The sequence below is a fragment of the Lentzea sp. NPDC004782 genome (genome assembly GCF_040609115.1).
Taxonomy (GTDB): domain Bacteria; phylum Actinomycetota; class Actinomycetes; order Mycobacteriales; family Pseudonocardiaceae; genus Lentzea.
Map to the genome: position 1 here is coordinate 1 of NZ_JBEXJN010000075.1, position 16240 is coordinate 16240.

General features: G+C 70.7%; 19 protein-coding genes. 11 read left to right on the plus strand and 8 right to left on the minus strand.

What is annotated here, in order from left to right; translation table 11 throughout:
* Positions 1 to 83: 83 nt before the first annotated feature.
* From hypF to ABZV40_RS40835, 6 genes are read right to left on the minus strand one after another with little or no spacing between them, the layout of a single operon-like run.
* On the minus strand, positions 84 to 2279 hold the full coding sequence (gene hypF / locus ABZV40_RS40810) for a carbamoyltransferase HypF (protein ID WP_355454632.1): 2196 nt from the start codon (positions 2277 to 2279) through the stop codon (positions 84 to 86).
* Positions 2280 to 2287: 8 nt separating this feature from the next.
* The gene (locus ABZV40_RS40815) at positions 2288 to 2920 is read right to left on the minus strand and encodes a DUF6084 family protein (protein WP_355454635.1); all 633 of its coding nucleotides are present in this window, start codon (positions 2918 to 2920) and stop codon (positions 2288 to 2290) included.
* On the minus strand, positions 2917 to 3528 hold the full coding sequence (locus ABZV40_RS40820) for a DUF5947 family protein (RefSeq protein WP_355454637.1): 612 nt from the start codon (positions 3526 to 3528) through the stop codon (positions 2917 to 2919). Before ABZV40_RS40820 ends, ABZV40_RS40815 begins: the two co-directional genes overlap by 4 nt.
* Positions 3525 to 4004: a NifU family protein gene (locus tag ABZV40_RS40825; protein WP_355454639.1), complete on the minus strand. Its 480-nt coding sequence runs from the start codon at positions 4002 to 4004 to the stop codon at positions 3525 to 3527. The genes ABZV40_RS40820 and ABZV40_RS40825 overlap by 4 nt, the downstream gene beginning before the upstream one ends.
* A complete protein-coding gene (locus ABZV40_RS40830) occupies positions 4001 to 5764 on the minus strand; it encodes a nickel-dependent hydrogenase large subunit (RefSeq protein ID WP_355454641.1) in 1764 nt (587 codons plus the stop codon). The genes ABZV40_RS40825 and ABZV40_RS40830 overlap by 4 nt, the downstream gene beginning before the upstream one ends.
* Positions 5761 to 6750 (minus strand): hydrogenase expression protein HypE, encoded by a 990-nt coding sequence (locus ABZV40_RS40835; RefSeq protein WP_355454643.1) that lies wholly within the window; start codon positions 6748 to 6750, stop codon positions 5761 to 5763. The genes ABZV40_RS40830 and ABZV40_RS40835 overlap by 4 nt, the downstream gene beginning before the upstream one ends.
* A 176-nt stretch (positions 6751 to 6926) precedes the next feature.
* On the opposite strand from ABZV40_RS40835, the gene ABZV40_RS40840 reads away from it, so the two are divergent.
* The 11 genes from ABZV40_RS40840 (at position 6927) to hypB (ending at position 14162) form a co-directional block, all read left to right on the plus strand.
* A complete protein-coding gene (locus tag ABZV40_RS40840; RefSeq protein WP_355454645.1) occupies positions 6927 to 7433 on the plus strand; it encodes a helix-turn-helix transcriptional regulator in 507 nt (168 codons plus the stop codon).
* 191 nt (positions 7434 to 7624) lie between these two features.
* On the plus strand, positions 7625 to 8140 hold the full coding sequence (locus ABZV40_RS40845; protein ID WP_355454647.1) for an SIS domain-containing protein: 516 nt from the start codon (positions 7625 to 7627) through the stop codon (positions 8138 to 8140).
* The gene (locus ABZV40_RS40850; RefSeq protein WP_355454649.1) at positions 8137 to 8349 is read left to right on the plus strand and encodes a HypC/HybG/HupF family hydrogenase formation chaperone; all 213 of its coding nucleotides are present in this window, start codon (positions 8137 to 8139) and stop codon (positions 8347 to 8349) included. Before ABZV40_RS40845 ends, ABZV40_RS40850 begins: the two co-directional genes overlap by 4 nt.
* Positions 8346 to 8978: an SIS domain-containing protein gene (locus ABZV40_RS40855; RefSeq protein WP_355454651.1), complete on the plus strand. Its 633-nt coding sequence runs from the start codon at positions 8346 to 8348 to the stop codon at positions 8976 to 8978. The genes ABZV40_RS40850 and ABZV40_RS40855 overlap by 4 nt, the downstream gene beginning before the upstream one ends.
* Positions 8975 to 10177: a hypothetical protein gene (locus tag ABZV40_RS40860; protein WP_355454653.1), complete on the plus strand. Its 1203-nt coding sequence runs from the start codon at positions 8975 to 8977 to the stop codon at positions 10175 to 10177. Before ABZV40_RS40855 ends, ABZV40_RS40860 begins: the two co-directional genes overlap by 4 nt.
* Positions 10174 to 10644, plus strand: a complete 471-nt coding sequence (locus tag ABZV40_RS40865; protein WP_355454655.1) for a hydrogenase maturation protease — start codon at positions 10174 to 10176, stop codon at positions 10642 to 10644. The genes ABZV40_RS40860 and ABZV40_RS40865 overlap by 4 nt, the downstream gene beginning before the upstream one ends.
* 3 nt (positions 10645 to 10647) lie before the next feature.
* The gene (locus ABZV40_RS40870) at positions 10648 to 10920 is read left to right on the plus strand and encodes a HypC/HybG/HupF family hydrogenase formation chaperone (RefSeq protein ID WP_355454657.1); all 273 of its coding nucleotides are present in this window, start codon (positions 10648 to 10650) and stop codon (positions 10918 to 10920) included.
* Positions 10921 to 10930: 10 nt separating this feature from the next.
* Complete coding sequence (hypD, locus tag ABZV40_RS40875) at positions 10931 to 12046, plus strand: hydrogenase formation protein HypD (protein WP_355454659.1); 1116 nt, start codon at positions 10931 to 10933, stop codon at positions 12044 to 12046.
* On the plus strand, positions 12043 to 13125 hold the full coding sequence (hypE, locus tag ABZV40_RS40880; RefSeq protein WP_355454661.1) for a hydrogenase expression/formation protein HypE: 1083 nt from the start codon (positions 12043 to 12045) through the stop codon (positions 13123 to 13125). Before hypD ends, hypE begins: the two co-directional genes overlap by 4 nt.
* On the plus strand, positions 13126 to 13491 hold the full coding sequence (locus ABZV40_RS40885) for a hydrogenase maturation nickel metallochaperone HypA (protein ID WP_355454663.1): 366 nt from the start codon (positions 13126 to 13128) through the stop codon (positions 13489 to 13491). It abuts the gene before it with no gap.
* Complete coding sequence (hypB, locus tag ABZV40_RS40890; RefSeq protein ID WP_355454665.1) at positions 13461 to 14162, plus strand: hydrogenase nickel incorporation protein HypB; 702 nt, start codon at positions 13461 to 13463, stop codon at positions 14160 to 14162. Before ABZV40_RS40885 ends, hypB begins: the two co-directional genes overlap by 31 nt.
* Before the next feature lie 34 nt (positions 14163 to 14196).
* Here the strand turns inward: hypB and ABZV40_RS40895 are convergent, their stop codons facing one another.
* A complete protein-coding gene (locus ABZV40_RS40895; RefSeq protein WP_355454667.1) occupies positions 14197 to 15186 on the minus strand; it encodes an MEDS domain-containing protein in 990 nt (329 codons plus the stop codon).
* Positions 15187 to 15387: 201 nt separating this feature from the next.
* Positions 15388 to 16164 (minus strand): SDR family oxidoreductase, encoded by a 777-nt coding sequence (locus ABZV40_RS40900; RefSeq protein ID WP_355454669.1) that lies wholly within the window; start codon positions 16162 to 16164, stop codon positions 15388 to 15390.
* Between the last annotated feature and the right edge of the window lie 76 nt (positions 16165 to 16240).

A 16240-nucleotide genomic window follows, 5' to 3' on the forward strand; every position in this document is an offset into this window, starting at 1 on the left:
GTCTTTTCGGGCCCCATACACCCCCCTTGGTTCTTTAAGCCCCCCATCCCTCCACCGCGACGAGGGAGCCTCGCGGCAGATGGTCAGGAAGGGAGATCGAGCAGGCTCGCGGCCACGGCGGCCTGGCCGAGGCTGATGCCGCCGTCGTTCGGCGGCACCAGCCGATGCGTCAGCACCCGGAACCCGCTGCGCCGCAAGCCGTCCACCACCCGGCTCAGCAGCAGCGAGTTCTGGAACACGCCGCCGGACAACGCCACCGTCCCCAGTCCGGTCTCCTCCCGTGCGGCGCCACAGCAGGCCACGACCGCCGCCGCCACCCCGTTGTGGAACCGGGCCGCGATCACGTCCGGCGCCACCCCGGCGAGACGGTCGGCGGCCACCGCTCGGAGCAAGTCCTCGCCGTGCACGACCATGCCGCCGACCCGAGCCGGATAACCGTCCACAACGGACGGGTCAGCGCGCTGCTCCAGTTCGACGGCCGCCTGCCCTTCATAGGTGATCACGTCCCGCACGTCGAGCAACGCGGCCGCCGCGTCGAACAGCCGACCGGCGCTGGAGGTCAGCGGCGCGTTCACGCCGTTGCGCGCCATCGCCACGACCGGTCCCCACTGCGCCTCGTTGCGCTGCGCCACCGGTAGCGCGACGTCGGGCAGGTACGCCGCGGCCATCCGCCACGGTTGCCGGACCGCCGCCGCACCGCCGGGCATCGGTACCGGCGCGAGGTGCCCGATCCGCCGGTAGGAGAGGAGGTCGGCGACCATGAACTCGCCGCCCCAGATCGTGCCGTCCGGTCCGTAGCCCGTGCCGTCGAACGCGACCCCGATGACCGGGCCGGCCTCGCCGTTCTCGGCCAGACAGGACGCGAGGTGGGCGTGGTGGTGCTGCACGGCGATCAGGCGGACGCCGGTGAGGTCGGTGGCGTACCTCGTGGAGCGGTAGTCGGGGTGCAGGTCGTGCGCCACCACCCGCGGCGTGATGCCGAACAACCGCCGGAAGTGCTCGACACCCCTGGTGAACGCGGCGAAGGTGTCGTGGTTGGCGAGGTCGCCCAGGTGCGGTGACAGGAACGCGTGCTCGTCGCGGGTCAGGCAGAAGGTGTTCTTCAGGTCGGCGCCGCAGGCGAGCACCGGACGCGGGCTGCGCACGGGCAACGCGATCGGTTCCGGGGCGTAACCCCTGGCGCGGCGCAGCACCCGGCCGGCGCGCAGCACCGAGTCCTCGGCGGGGGCGCGGATCGGGCGGTCGTGGGTGAGCACCGCGTCGGCCACACCGGACAGCGAGCGGGCGTGGCGGTAGGCGATCGGCTCGTCGGTGACGTTGCCGCTGGTGAGCACGATCGGTTCGGCGAGCTCCCGCATCAGCAGGTGGTGCAGCGGGGTGTAGGGAAGGAGCAACCCGAGCTCGTTCGTCCCGGGCGCGACCGCGTCCGCCACGGGTGCGTCCGCGCGGCGGGGCAGCAGCACGATCGGGTGCCGGGGATCGGTGAGCGACGCGAGGCCGACGTCGTCCACCTCGCACAGCGCGGCCGCCTGGCGCAGATCGGCGACCATCACGGCGAACGGCTTGTCCGGACGGCGTTTGCGGGCGCGCAGCACGGCCGTCGCGGTGGGATGCCCGGCGAGGGCGGCGAGGTGGAAGCCGCCGAGTCCCTTGATCGCCACCACCTGCCCGTCGGCGAGCCGGGCCACCGCCTCGGCCAGCGGGTCGGTGCTCTCGCCGAGCGCCAGGCGCGGCCCGCAGTCGCGGCAGCACGTCGGTTCGGCGTGGAAGCGCCGGTTCGCCGGGTCGGTGTACTCGGACCGGCAGGCCGGGCACATCGGGAAGCGCAGCATGGTCGTCCGCGCCCGGTCGTACGGCATCGCGCGCACGATCGTGTACCGCGGGCCGCAGTGCGCGCAGTTGACGAACGGGTACCGGTAGCGGCGGTCGGCCGGGTCGAACAGCTCGCGCAGGCAGTCCGCGCACGTGCCGATGTCCGCCGGCACCAGCGTGGCACGAGGTCTCCCGGTCCGGCTGGTGGTGATCTCGAACCCGGTCAGGCCGCGCACCGGGCAGTCGGTCACCTGGACCCGGTCGACGCGTGCCCGCGGCGGCACGTCGCGGGGCAGCGCCGCGAGGAACTCCGCCACGTTCTCCGGCGTGCCCTCGACCTCGATGAACACCCCGGTGACGTCGTTGCCCACGCGGCCGGACAACCGCAACCGGGTCGCCAGCCGGTGCACGTAGGGCCGGAAACCGACCCCCTGCACGACCCCGGCGACCCGGAGGTCTCTGGCCACCGGCGCGCTCACGCCCCGGCCGCCGCGAGCAACGCGGCCACGGCGTCGTCCCAGCTCGTGAACGCGTGTTCGGACCTGAAGCGCTGCAACGAGTCCATCGTCTCCTGCCGCACCCGCAACCACGCGCTGCCGGGGAAGTGCAGGTTGACCGCCTCGCGCCAGACGTTCACCGGCAGCGAGAAGGACTCCTCGTTGCACCACGGCACCTGCTGGACGCGCAACCTGCCGTCACGGGAGCAGAAGACCGTGCCGCTGAACAACAACAGCAACGGGATCGAGCCCGCGTCGAGCGCGTTGAAGTACTTGGCCGAGGCGATCTCCAGGTCGTAGCTGCACGGCACGTCGAGATCGACGACGGTGCTGCCGGTGAAGCCGGGTACCATTGTGGACAGTGTCGCGAACGACACGGGTTTGAGCGTGTGCGTCCAACGACCGGTGTCACCGAACAGGTCCACCAGCCGCCGTGCCTCCTCCGGCGAGTAACGGCGGCGGTGCGGCTCGATGCGGATCTGGCAGCGCAACGCCATCGCGTCGACCGGCTCGCCGGAGCCCTGGGTGATGCGCAGCCGCAGCGTGACCGCCGGTGCCGCGGCGTACGGGTTGGCCTGTGCGCCAACGCATTCGAAGTCCAGCAGCTTCATGACACAGCCCGTGCCCTGTCCTTGATCTCGGCGAACAGCTCGTCGACGTGGTGGTGCAGTTGGTCGCCGCCGTCGAGTCCGGTCCAGTACCGCCGGACGGTGCCCACGAGCCGGTAGCAGGCGTCGATCGGCACGAGGAAGCAGTCGGCGCCGTTCTCGGTGCGGCGGAACAGGATCGCCTCGACGTCGGGCTCGGCGATCGTCAGCAGGGGATGGGCCGCGGCCAGCTCGAACCACACGCGGGAGTCGAGCGCGCGTTCGGACGCCCCGGCCGGACTCGGGTGGAACACCGTGACACCGGTGTCCGTGCGCAGCAGGAACGCCACGCCGACCGGGATGTCGAGAGCTTCCCACTCCTGACCGGAGACCGGCCGTCCCGGATCCCAGAGGTACCGCTCCGGCACGGCCCGGTACCTCGCCCGATGTGCCCGGTGCCGGGTGAACAGCAGGAAACACGCGCGGCAGGCGCACATCAGCGCACGGCGGTGGACGTCCACGACGTGCCCGTGCCGTGACGCGACCGGGGTCGCGCACATCTCGCAGCGTTCCAGCTGCTCCTGCGGTGTGCTCGGGGCGCCGGTGAAGCGCTGCAGGCCCTGGCGGTTCACGACGCCACACCCCAGCCGGGGGGCGGGCCCACGCCGATCTGCAGCAACGCACCGGTCGTGGTGATCTCGACGCTCGTGACCTCCGGGGCGGCGGCGAGCACCGCCTGTTCGGCGATCCGCGCCTGTGCCGCCGAACCGCATCCGCCCGCGGTGAGCCGCAACCGTGCCACACCGCCGTCCGTGCCCAGGAACTCGACGTCGGGCAGTCCGGCCAGCGCCCGGCGGATGCGGGTGTCGACGTCGTCGGGGTGCAGGTCGTGCAGCAGAAGAAGACTCCTCACCAGCTCGTCCGCGGCGAGCCGGCCGAGCAGCTGCGCGTCGTGCTCCCGGACGATCGCGACGACGCGGGCGAGCCCGGTGCCGTACAGGTCCATCAGCTCGCGCACGAGCTCTTCCGCGGTCTCCCGGTCGTCGCCGGACCGCAGCGTGGCGAGCAGTTGCTCGACCCGGTCGCCGGTGGCGTCGACGCCGGTCATGACGCACCGGCGAAGGCGTGCGGCGTGTGGATCCTGGTGAGCGTCGTGCCCGCGCCGATGGACATGTGGACGCCGCAGGGCATGCACGGGTCGAAGCTGCGGATCGCGCGCATGATGTCGATGCCCTTGAAGTTCTCCTTGGTGTTCTCCTCGAAGATCGGCGTGTTCTGCACCGCGTCCTCGAACGGTCCTGGCGTGCCGAACGTGTCGCGCACGCTCGCGTTCCACGGCGTCGGCGGGTACGGCTGGTAGTTCGCGATCCGGCCGTCGCGGATGACCATGTGGTGAGAGAGCCCGCCGCGCACCGCCTCGGTGAACCCGCAGCTGAACGCGTCGTCCGGCACGGTGAACTCCGACCACGTGTCGGTGCGGCCGCCGCGGACCTCGGCCAGCGCGCGGTCGCAGAAGTGCAGCGCGAGTGCGGCGGTGTAGGCCTGGAAGTAGGTGCGGGCGCGGTTGCGCTCGATCGCGTTGCTCCACCGCGGGATCCGCCACTCGAAGGTCGCCTCGGGCTTGGTCATGGTGCGCGGCAGCGTGATCCGCACGCTGTGCCCGGTGGCCTCCACGTGGTCGGTGCGCACCAGGCCGGCCAGCGCGGTGGTCCACAACCGGGCCAGCGGGCCGCCGCCGGTGTCGAGCGGCAGGTGGTCCTCGCCGTCGAACCAGCGCGGCGACATGGTCCACGAGTACTTGTCGCCGAAGTCGCGCTTGCCGGGCCTGGGGATGGTGTGCTGGTTCCACGGGTGGCGCGCGTCGACCGGGTTGCCGAGCTCGTCGTGCGTGACGAACCTGTCCATGCCCTCCCAGTCGTCGTAGAACGACGAGCCGAGCAGGATCCGCATGCCCAGGTTGATGTCGACCAGGTCGGTGGTGACGAGCTCACCGTCCACGACGATGCCAGGCGTGATGAACATCCGGCGGCCCCACGACGTCATGTTCCGGTAGGTGAAGTCGCAGTGCTCCGGGTCGTTGAGGCCGCCCCAGCACGCCAGCAGGATCCGGCGCCGGCCGACCTCCTCGTAGCCGGGCAGCGCCGCGTAGACGAAGTCGAAGAGGTCGTCGTGCATCGGCACGACCTTCTTCATGAACTCGACGTACCGCATCAACCGGGTCAGGTAGTCGGTGAAGAGCTGCAGCGTGGCCACCGTGCCGACCCCGCCGGGGTACAAAGTGGACGGATGCACGTGCCTGCCCTCCATCAGGCAGAACATCTCCCTGGCCTGCCGGGAGACCTGCAGCGCCTCCCGGTAGAACTCGCCCTCCAACGGGTTGAGCGACCGCATGATGTCACCGATCGTGCGGTAACCGTGCACGTCGGCGTGTGGTGACTCGGTGCGGTTGGCCAGGTCGAGCACGCCGGGGTTGGTCTCGCGGACCATCTTCTCGCAGTAGTCCACGCCGACCAGGTTCTCCTGGAAGATGTTGTGGTCGAACAGGAACTCGGCGGCCTCACCGAGGTTGATGATCCACTCGGCGAGGTGGGGCGGGCGGATGCCGTAGGCCATGTTCTGCGCGTAGACCGAACAGGTCGCGTGGTTGTCACCGCAGATCCCGCAGATCCGGCTGGTGATGAAGTGCGCGTCGCGCGGGTCCTTGCCCTTCATGAAGACGCTGTAGCCGCGGAAGATCGACGAGGTGCTGTAGCACTCGACGACGCGCCGCTGGGCCCAGTCGATCCTGGTGTGGATGCCGAGACTGCCCACGATCCTGGTGATCGGGTCCCAGGTCATCTCGACGAGATCGGTGTTCTTGGCGGTCATGGTGCTACCGGGTTCGCTGCCTTCGTTCTGACGTCCCGCAGGACGCGGATGGCGGTGCCGGTCAGGGTTCTGGCCGGTGCGGGGGTGGTGCCGCCGAGCGGGTGCTCCATGAACGGCATGAACTTGTCGGGGAAACCGGGCATGGTGCAGGCGATGCAGATGCCGCCGACGTTCGGGCAGCCGCCGATGCCGTTGATCCAGCCGCGCTTGGGCACGTTGCAGCGCACCACCTGGCCCCAGCAGCCGAGCTTGACCAGGCACTTGGGCGAGCCGAACCGCTGCGCGAAGTCGTCCTGCTCGTAGTAGCCCGCGCGGTCGCAGCCCTCGTGCACGGTCGTCTCGAACAGCCACCTCGGGCGCAGCGCCTCGTCGAGGTCGATCATCGGCGCGTTGCCGGCGACCTGGTAGAGCAGGTGCAGGATGGTCTCGGAGAGGTTGTCCGGCTGCACGGGACACCCCGGCACGACCACGACCGGGATGCCGTCCTTGGACCGCCAGTCCCAGCCGAGGTGGTCCGGCACGCCCATGGCTCCGGTCGGGTTGCCCTCCATGGCGTGGATGCCGCCGTAGCCGGCGCAGGTGCCCACGGCCAGGACCGCGGTGGCCTTGGGCGCCAACCGGTCCAGCCACTCTGTGGTGGTGATCGGCTGGCCGGTGGCGGGATCGGTGCCGAAGCCGCACCAGAAGCCGGTGGGTTTGTTGGTCTCGTCCGGTACCGATCCCTCGACGACCAGCACGAACGGGTCGAGCTCGCCGCGGTCGGCCCGGTGCCACCACTCGATGAAGCTGTCCGCACCGGTGCTGGGCCCGCACTCGAAGTCGAGCAACGGCCAGTGCATCGCGACCTTCGGCAGACCGGGCAGGCCACCGAGGACGATCTCCTCGATGCTGGGCTGGGTCGCCGCGGTGAGCGCCACCGAGTCGCCGTCGCAGCCGAGACCGCCGTTCATCCAGAGGACGTGCACCACCGGCGCGGCCCTGGTCATCTCAGGACACCTCCACGGGGTGAACAATGGCTCTGGTCATTCGAGAACGTGGAATATTCCACCTTCAGGGCGGTCGGGAGCCGCAACGCTAGACCTTTCCCGCGGCCTGTCGCAAGACTGAACTGTCAATGCCGGGGGACAATGCTGTCGCGAGCACGACGAAAGGGACGGTTCAGGTGGCCGAGTCGATCGAGATCTTCCCCGTCGTCGTGCTCACGAGGGCCTTCCCGGCACGGCCTTCCTCGGTTCCGGAAATACAGGACTTCATCCGCCGGTGCCTGCCGGACGGGCCGTTGCCCGAGGCCGACCAACGCGAGCTGAGCAGGACGATCATGGACGTCCTGCTGGCCGCGGCCGGTCCGGGCGGGAAGATCCAGGTTTCCTGCCGGACCTATCCGGACCGGGTCGAGTTCGACGTGCTGCCGTCCGTGGTTCACCCGGATGGAGTGCGTCCAAACGAGTCTACTTCGACCAGGTCAGAGTTGTCCGGTGCGGCGCCGTCGAGCTTCGCCGAGTGGATCACCGAGGTGCTGCGCAGGGAGGGTGTCACCAGGGAGGCGGCCGCGCGGCAGCTCGGCGTGTCGGTCAAGACCGTGAGCCGCTGGGCAGGCGGGGAGACCGAGCCCCGGCTGCGCGAGCTGCGTCGGGTCCAGGACCGGTTCGGCGACATGCCGTTTCGCTGATCCCCGAATCCGATTCACCTATTGCCAGGTCGCCGCGAATAATCGCCTCTTGCGCCGCGCGGTGGTCGTGAAGTAAACCTCACCCCGCTGTGAAAAACAGTTTCCAAGGTGAAGAAGGGCTCGTGCCAAAAGCTTCGACTACAGATCGTGCCGACCGCTTCAACGAATTGTCACGGCGTCGCACGGTCCCTTTGGCTGATCTCGCCGGCCAGGCCGAGGAGATCGCCCGCATCTGCCACCGGATGGCCGGGCGGTTCCGCGCGGGAGGAAAGCTCGTCGTCTTCGGCAACGGCGGCCCGAGCACCGACGCCCAGCACGTCGCGGTGGAGTTCGTCCACCCCGTGATCGTCGGCAAACGCGCCCTGCCCGCCCTCTCGCTCGCCGCCGACGTCGCCACCCTCACCGGCGTGGCGGCCCGCGCCGGGTTCGCCGAGACGTTCGCGCACTCCCTGCGCTGCCTCGGCGAGCCGGGCGACATCTCGCTGGGCCTGTCCGCGGACGGCTCGTGTCCGAACGTGGCGCGGGGCCTGGAGGTCGCGCGTGAGCTCGGCCTGCTCACGATCGCGCTGTCCGGAGGGGACGGTCGGCTGGTGGCCGACCACGTGCTGGTCGTGCGGTCTTCCGACCCGTTGGTGGTCAAGGAGGTCCACGTCACCGCCTACCACCTGCTGTGGGAGCTGACCCACGTGTTCCTGGAGGCCGCGTGAACCCCGAGGAGTGCCGTGAGGACATCTGCGTGACGTGCTCCGACGTGGCCGCGCCCGGCACCGTGGTGCGCCTGCTCGACGAGGACATGGCGATCGTGTGGGCGGAGGACGGCCGCTTCCAGGAGGTCAGCGTCGCCCTGGTGACCGCCGGCGTCGGCGACGTCGTGCTGCTGCACGCCGGTGAGGCGATCGCGGTGATGCCGGAATGACCGAGGCCCTGTACCCGTTCCTGTCCGGCCGGCCCTCCGATGAGGACACTCTGCTGGCGCAGGTGACGGAGTCCACCCGGGAGAAGGTGAAGGACGCGATCACGTTGCGGGAGAAGGTGTTCGCCACGGACGGCGGTCGCCTGGCGGTGTGCGCGCAGGCGATGGCCGAGCGGTTCGCCCGTGGCGGGAGGCTGCTGGCGTTCGGCAACGGCGGCAGCTCGACCGACGCCCAGGACCTCGCGAGCCTGTTCGTCAGCTCGCCGTCCCCGTTGCCCGCCATCGGCCTCACCAACGACATCGCGGTGATCACCGCGCTCTCCAACGACGTCGGCTTCGACGTGGTGTTCTCCCGCCAGGTCGCGACGTTCGGCCGGGCCGGCGACATCGCGGTGGGCCTGTCGACCAGCGGCAGCTCCACCAACCTGCCGCCGGCGTTCGCGCAGGCGCGGCGGCGAGGCCTGCTCACGGTCGGCTTCGCGGGCGGCGACGGCGGCGCGATGGCCACCTCGCCCGACATCGACCACCTGTTCGTGGTGCCGTCGCCGTCGGTGCACCGGATCCAGGAGGCGCAGACGACGCTCTACCACGTGCTGTGGGAGCTGACCGTGGCCGCCCTGGAGGCGCGATGACGCGCGCCATGGACCTGGCGAAGGCGATCGCCGACGCCGTGCTGTACGAGGGCTACCTGCTCTACCCGTACCGCGCGTCCGCCCAGAAGAACCGGTTGCGCTGGCAGTGGGGCGTGCTGATGCCGCCGTCGTTCACGCTCGGCGGGGAGCACCCGGACTCGCGGGCCGAGCTGCTCCTCGTGCCGAGTCCCGGCGCGGTGCTGCACCTGCGGTTGCGGTTCCTGCAGCTGCAGGAGCGGGTTGCCGAGGTGGCCGACGGCGGTGGCTTCCGGGCGGTGCCGTCGGTGACCGTGTCCGGTCGCGAGCACACGTCGTGGGACGAGGCGGTCGAGCGCGAGGTCGACGTCGTCCTGGCGGTGGGGGAGCTCCTGGGTGCGGGGGCCGAGATGCCGTTCTCGGTGGACGGTGGCGAGGACGTCGAGATGGTCGGCGCCGGGGCGCGGCTGGTGCGTCGGCGGTGTGCGCTCAGCGGATCGGTGACGTTGCGGACGAGCTTCGTGCCGCCCGGCCTGATGCGGCTGACCGTTCAGGTGCGCAACACCTCCGGTTGGGAACAGCCTCACGCGGAACGGAATGCGGCGCTGCGGTGTGCGTTGCTGTCGGCGCACACGTTGCTTTCGGTGACGGGCGGCGAGTTCCTGTCGCTGGTCGACCCACCGGACTGGGCCGCCGCCGCCACCGCCGGGTGCCGCAACGAACGGACCTGGCCGGTGCTGGTGGGGGCGCCGGGGCGGGCGGACACCGTGCTGTGCGCGCCGATCATCCTGTACGACCACCCGGAGGTCGCCGCGCAGAGTCACGGGGACCTGTTCGACGGCACGGAGATCGACGAGCTGCTGACGTTGCGGACCATGACGCTGACCGAGGAGGAGAAGCGGCAGGTCCGGGCGACCGATGCGAAGGCCGCGGACCTGCTGGACCGGGTGGAAGGGCTGCCGCCGGAGTCGCTGGAGGCGTTGCACGGCACCATGCGGACGGCCGTCGGCAAGGGCGCCAGGGTCCGCCTGCGGCCGTCGCGCAACGCCGACGCCCAGGACATGTTCCTGCACGACCGGATCGCCGTCGTCCGCGATGTCCTGTCCGATGTGGACGGGAAAACGCACCTCGCCGTCACCCTCGAAGACGACGCCGCCGCCGACCTGCTCGCGGAGTGCGGCCTGTACCGCTACTTCACCCCGGACGAGGTCGAGCTCCTGTGACCGCGAGGGTGCTGGTGGCGGGCATCGGCAACGTCTTCCTCGCGGACGACGGGTTCGGCGTCGAGGTGGTCAGGAGGCTGGCGGGTGTCGAGCTGCCGGCCTGGGCGAAGGTCGCCGACTACGGCGTGCGCGGCCTGCACCTCGCCTACGACCTCGCCGCAGCGGACTACGAGCTGACGGTCCTCGTCGACGCCACCGCCCGCGGCGACGAGGCGGGCACCGTGCACGTGATCGAGCTGGACACGGGCAGGACGGAGCAGACCCCGTGCCTCGACGCCCACGGGATGCAGCCCGACGTGGTGCTGAACCTGCTGGCGTGGCTCGGTGAAGCACCGCGCAGGGTCGTGCTGGTCGGGTGCGAACCCGAGGTGCTCGACCACCGCATGGGCCTCAGCCCGAGCGTCGAGCGAGCGGTCGGCACGGCGGCGGGCGCGGTGGTCGACCTCGTCACGAACCACGGCAGGTGACCCGTGTGCCTCGGCATCCCCGGCGAAGTCGTCGACATCCTCACCGAGCACCAGGACCTCGCGAAGGTCGACGTCAACGGCGTCCGCCGGACCATCAACATCGGGCTGCTCCAGGACGAGGACGTGCGCGTGGGCGACTGGGTGCTCATCCACGTCGGCTTCGCGCTGTCGAAGATCGACGAGGAGGAGGCCCGGTCGGCCCTGGAGTTCCTGGAGACCCTCGGCAAGGCCTACCAGGACGAGCTGGACGCTCTCCGCGACTCCCACATCGACTAGGCGGTGCAACGTGCGGTTCGTCGACGAGTTCCGGGATGCGGCCAAGGCCAGGGCGCTGGCGAAGGAGATCGCCGGCCTGTGCGAGCCCGGCCGCGAGTACAAGTTCATGGAGGTCTGCGGCGGCCACACGCACACCATCTACAAGCACGGCATCGAGGACCACCTGCCGGAGAACATCACGCTCGTGCACGGTCCCGGCTGCCCGGTCTGCGTGATCCCGATGGGACGGATCGACGACGCCATCCACATCGCCCGGCAACCGGACGTGCTGATGACGTCGTTCGGCGACATGATGCGCGTGCCCGGCAGCGGCGGGAACTTCTTCGACTCCAACGCCGAGGGCACGAACATCCGCATGGTCTACTCGCCGCTGGACGCGCTGAAGATCGCGCGGCAGCGGCCGGACGCGCGGGTCGTGTTCATGGCCATCGGGTTCGAGACCACGGCACCGTCGACCGCGATGACCGTGCTGCGCGCGGCGAAGGAAGGCCTGGAGAACTTCAGCGTCTTCTGCAACCACGTCACGATCCTCCCGGCGATCAAGGCGATCCTGGACTCGCCGGACCAGCGGCTGGACGGGTTCCTCGGGCCCGGTCACGTGTCCACGGTGATCGGCTGCGAGCCGTACCGGTTCATCGCGCGGGACTACGGGAAACCGCTGGTGGTGGCGGGGTTCGAGCCGTTGGACGTGCTGCAGTCGATCCACCGGCTGATGCTCCAGGTCCGCGACGGCCGTGCCGAGGTCGAGAACCAGTACGCCAGAGTCGTGCCGTGGCAGGGCAATCCGACCGCGCTGCGGGTGATCACCGAGGTGATGGAGCTGCGGCCGTACTTCGAGTGGCGCGGGCTCGGGTTCATCTCGCACTCGGCGCTGCGGATGCGCGAGGAGTACGCCCGCTTCGACGCCGAGCGGCTGTTCGACCTGCCGGGCGTGCGGGTGGCGGACCCGAAGGCGTGCCAGTGCGGCGAGGTGCTCAAGGGCGTGCTGAAACCGTGGGAGTGCAAGGTGTTCGGCACCGCGTGCACCCCGGAGACGCCGATCGGCACCTGCATGGTGTCGCCCGAGGGCGCGTGCGCGGCGTACTACAACTTCGGCCGGTTCAGCAGGGAAGCGAGCGTCGGATGAGCACCTCGGAGAAGGAACAGCAGGTGCTGGACCGCATCGAACGGGCCCGCCGCCGACGTGCGCACGTGAAGGAGGAACGGATCACCCTCGCGCACGGGGCCGGCGGCAAGGCGACCAGGACGCTGGTCGACGCGATCTTCCTGGAGGCGTTCCGCAACCCGCGGCTCGAACCGCTCGGTGACGCGGCCGAGCTGGAGATCGGCTGCTCCCGGCTCGCGCTGACCACGGACTCGTTCGTGGTGACACCGTTGTTCTTCCCCGGCGGCGACATCGGCGACCTCGCGGTCAACGGCACGGTGAACGACCTGGCCGTCTCCGGTGCCCGCCCGCTCTACCTGACCGCCGGGTTCATCCTGGAGGAGGGCTTCCCGGTCGCCGACCTCGTGCGGATCACCGGTTCGATGCGGGCGGCGGCCGAAGCCGCGGGCGTGCACATCGTCACCGGCGACACGAAGGTCGTGCAACGCGGCAAGGGCGACGGCTGCTACCTCAACACGGCCGGGGTGGGCGTGGTCCAGCACGACTGGGGCCTCGGGATGTCCGGGGTGCGGCCGGGCGACGCGGTGCTGGTGTCCGGGCCGATCGGCGACCACGGCGTCACGATCATGCTCGCACGCGATGACCTCGGCATCGAGGCGGAGGGCCTGGTCTCGGACACCGCGCCGTTGCACGACGTAGTGAACACCTTGCTGCTGGCCACGCCCGGCGTGCGGATCATGCGCGACGCCACCCGCGGCGGTGTCGCGACCGTGCTGAACGAGATCGCGGGCTCGGCCGGTGTCGCCGTGGTCGTGGACGAGGACGCGGTCCCGGTGCGGCCGGAGGTGCGGGGCGCGGGGGAGCTGCTCGGCATCGACCCGCTGTACGTGGCCTGCGAGGGCCGGTTCGTCGCCGTGGTCGACGGGGCGCAGGCGGATCGGGCGCTGGAGGCGCTGCGCGGGCATCCGCTGGGCGCGCAGGCGTCGATCATCGGCCGGATCGCCGCCGACCCGGCCGGCCTGGTGCTGCTGAAGACCGCGTTCGGCGGCACCAGGATCTGCGACGTGCTGGTCGGGGACCCGCTGCCGAGGATCTGCTGAGTGCACGAGCTGTCGATCGTCCAGGAGGTCGTCGCGGCGATCACCGAACGGCTGGGGGACAGCAGGATCGCCGTGGTGCGGCTGGAGATCGGCCGGTTGTCCGGCGTGGTGGCCGACGCGGTGCGGTTCTGCTTCGACCTGGTGGCCGAGGGCACCACCGTCGAGGGTGCCCGGCTGGAGATCACCGAACCCGCCGGGCGCGCCCGCTGCCGTGCCTGCGCGGGGGAGCACGAGGCCGAGTGGCTCGTCGTGCCGTGCCCGGCCTGCGGGAGCGTGGACGCGGAAGTGTTGTCCGGCAAGGACGTTCGCATCAAGTCAGTGGAGGTTGTGTCGGCATGTGCGGGACCTGCGGATGTACCACCGTGACCGTCGCGCTGGAGCAGCGCGTGCTGGCCCGCAACGACGACCTGGCCGCGGTCAACCGGGAGTGGCTGGCGGAACGGGACGTCGTCGCGGTGAACCTGATGAGCTCACCGGGCTCGGGCAAGACGACCCTGCTGGAACGCACGATCGCGGACCTCGCCGGTGATCCCGTGGTGTCGGTCGTCGAGGGCGACCAGGAGACCTCGCGCGACGCCGACCGGATCCGCGCGGCCGGGTGCCGGGTGGTCCAGCTGAACACCGGCGCCGGCTGCCACCTCGACGCGGGGATGGTCGCGGCCGCGTTGCGGGACCTGGCACCGCCCGCCCGTTCGGTGGTGTTCGTCGAGAACGTCGGCAACCTGGTCTGCCCGGCGTTGTTCGACCTGGGCGAGCGGCACCGCGTGGTGCTCGCCTCGGTCACCGAGGGCGAGGACAAGCCGCTGAAGTATCCGCACATGTTCTCCGCCGCGGACGTCGTCGTGCTGACCAAGACGGACCTGTTGCCGCACCTGGACTTCGACGTGGACACGTTCGTCCGCAACCTCGCCGCCGTGAACCCGCGCGCCACCCTGCTGCGGCTCTCCGCCACCCGCGGCACCGGCCTCGACGCCTGGACGACCCTGCTGCGCGCCTGGGTTGGTTGGATGAACGGCGCATTTGTCCACCTGAGGTGAACGAATGCGCCGTTCATCGACGGCGAGCGCGGGGCTAGCCGAAGGCGAGGCGGGTGCTTTCGGCGCGGCGCAGCTCGTCGGCCGCCCCGAACGGCATGGCCAGCTCGATCGTGCACCCGGACGCGTCGGAGGTGACGTCGAGCCACTCGCAGATCTGGTTGGTGAGCCACAGGCCGTCACCCGGCTCCCGCGCGAGCCCCGGCGGCCGGTAGCCGAGGAACGCCGGCACGTGGGCGAGCGGCTGGTCGCTGTGCAGCGTGCAGACCACCCGCCCGGCCGCCCTGCGGACCCACACCGCTGCCCGGCCGACGCCCTGGGCCATCAGGTAGGCGATCGCCTCACCCGCGGCGATGCCGAACATGCCCACCGCGTCCTCGTTGCGCCGCAACAGCGCCGAGGCCGCCCTGAGCACGTACCTGCGGACGGCGATCAGGTCGCCCTCGAAGCGGTAGAGCTCGTCCGCGGGGCCGGGACGCGCTTCCGCGTGCGAGCGCGCGAACTCCTCTGGCCGCACGAACTCGCGGGACGGTTCCGCCCGGTGTCCCACCACGCACTCGGGGTGGGTGCGGCGGGCGTCGCCCACGATCTCCGCGCGCACGGTTCTCTCGTCGTACGGGCAGATCATCCAGATGCTGGTGTCGGCCAGCACGACGTTGAGCGCCGCCTCCATCCGCTGCCACGCGGACACCTCCCGGTCGGACCGGCCGGTCCACTCCGGTTCGACCAGGACTCGCACCGGTTCGGCACGCCCGTGGCGGGTCCAGTGCCGGTGCAGCGCGGTGGCCCGCTGGGGTGGGCGCACGCCGAAGTGCTCCGGTTCGGCGTACTCCACCTCGGCGTCCGGCCCGAGCTCGTCCTGCAGGAGCTCCCGGTGCGCCGCTGTCGTGGCGACCAGCACGGGTTCGTCGCGGCGCAGTCCGTCGAGCACGAACGGCACGGCCATCGCGAGGAACTCCGCGTCACTGCCGTAGATGCAGCCCTGATGCAGGAAACGCGGCTGCGCGGAGTGGCTCAGCGGGATCACTCTCCAGAATTCGGTCGGACCTGACGGAACTCGGAGCCTAACGTTCTCGCAACGGTGAGGTAACTCCCACTTGTGGCCGGGTCAGTTGTGCTTCTGACCTGCGCGGACGGCCAATTGTGGGTGTACTGGACACTTGTGTCCCGTATTTTCCGCGCGCTGTGGAAATGCGCTCGGAACGGGAATGCGGGACGGCGCCTGAATTCAGGCGCCGGCACCGCCGTCGACCGGCACGATCGCGCCGGTCACCATCGACGCGCGGTCGCTGAGCAACCACGCGGCGACCTCCGCGACCTCACGTGGCTCGGCCATGCGTCCGACCGGGGACATCGCGTTGATGCGCTCGATGATGCCGGGGGTGGCCGCTTCCCAGTCGTCGATCATCTTCGTGGCGGTGCCACCGGGCGTGATGCCGTTGACCCGGATGCCCTCGCGGGCCCAGGTGACGGCCGCGGTCTCGGTGATGCTGTTGAGCGCGCGCTTCATGGCGCCGTAGGCGGGCAGCGCCGGGTTCGCGCGGCGGCTGCCGATGCTGGAGGTGTTGACGATCGCCCCGCCGCCGTGCCGGCGCATGAGGGCCGCCTCGGCGGTCATCGCGGTCCAGTGCGCGCGGAAGTTCACCTCGAACTGCAGGTCGATGTCGGAGTCGCTGGTAGTGTCGAGCGGGCCGGGATGCTGGACGACCGCGCCGTTGTTGAAGGCGCCGTCGAGCCGTCCGTGCAGCTCGCCGACGCGGTCCACGGCGGCGCGGATGCTCGCGCGGTCGGACAGGTCCAGGGCGACGGCGTCGGCGACACCGCCCTTGTCGCGGATCTCCGCGACCACGTGGCCGAGGGCCTCGATGCCGCGGGCGGCGAGCACGACGGCGGCCCCTTCGTCGGCGAAGAGCCTGGCGGCGGCCGCGCCGATGCCGCGGCTGGCACCGGTGATGAACACGACCTTGCCGGTCAGCAGGCCGAGGGGAGTGAGGTTCTGCGTCATGATCGCAGTCTGGGGCGGACGCGAGGTCCGGATTCAGGTACAGGCGGTACCAGGATCCGCGGCCGCGCGGCGGGCA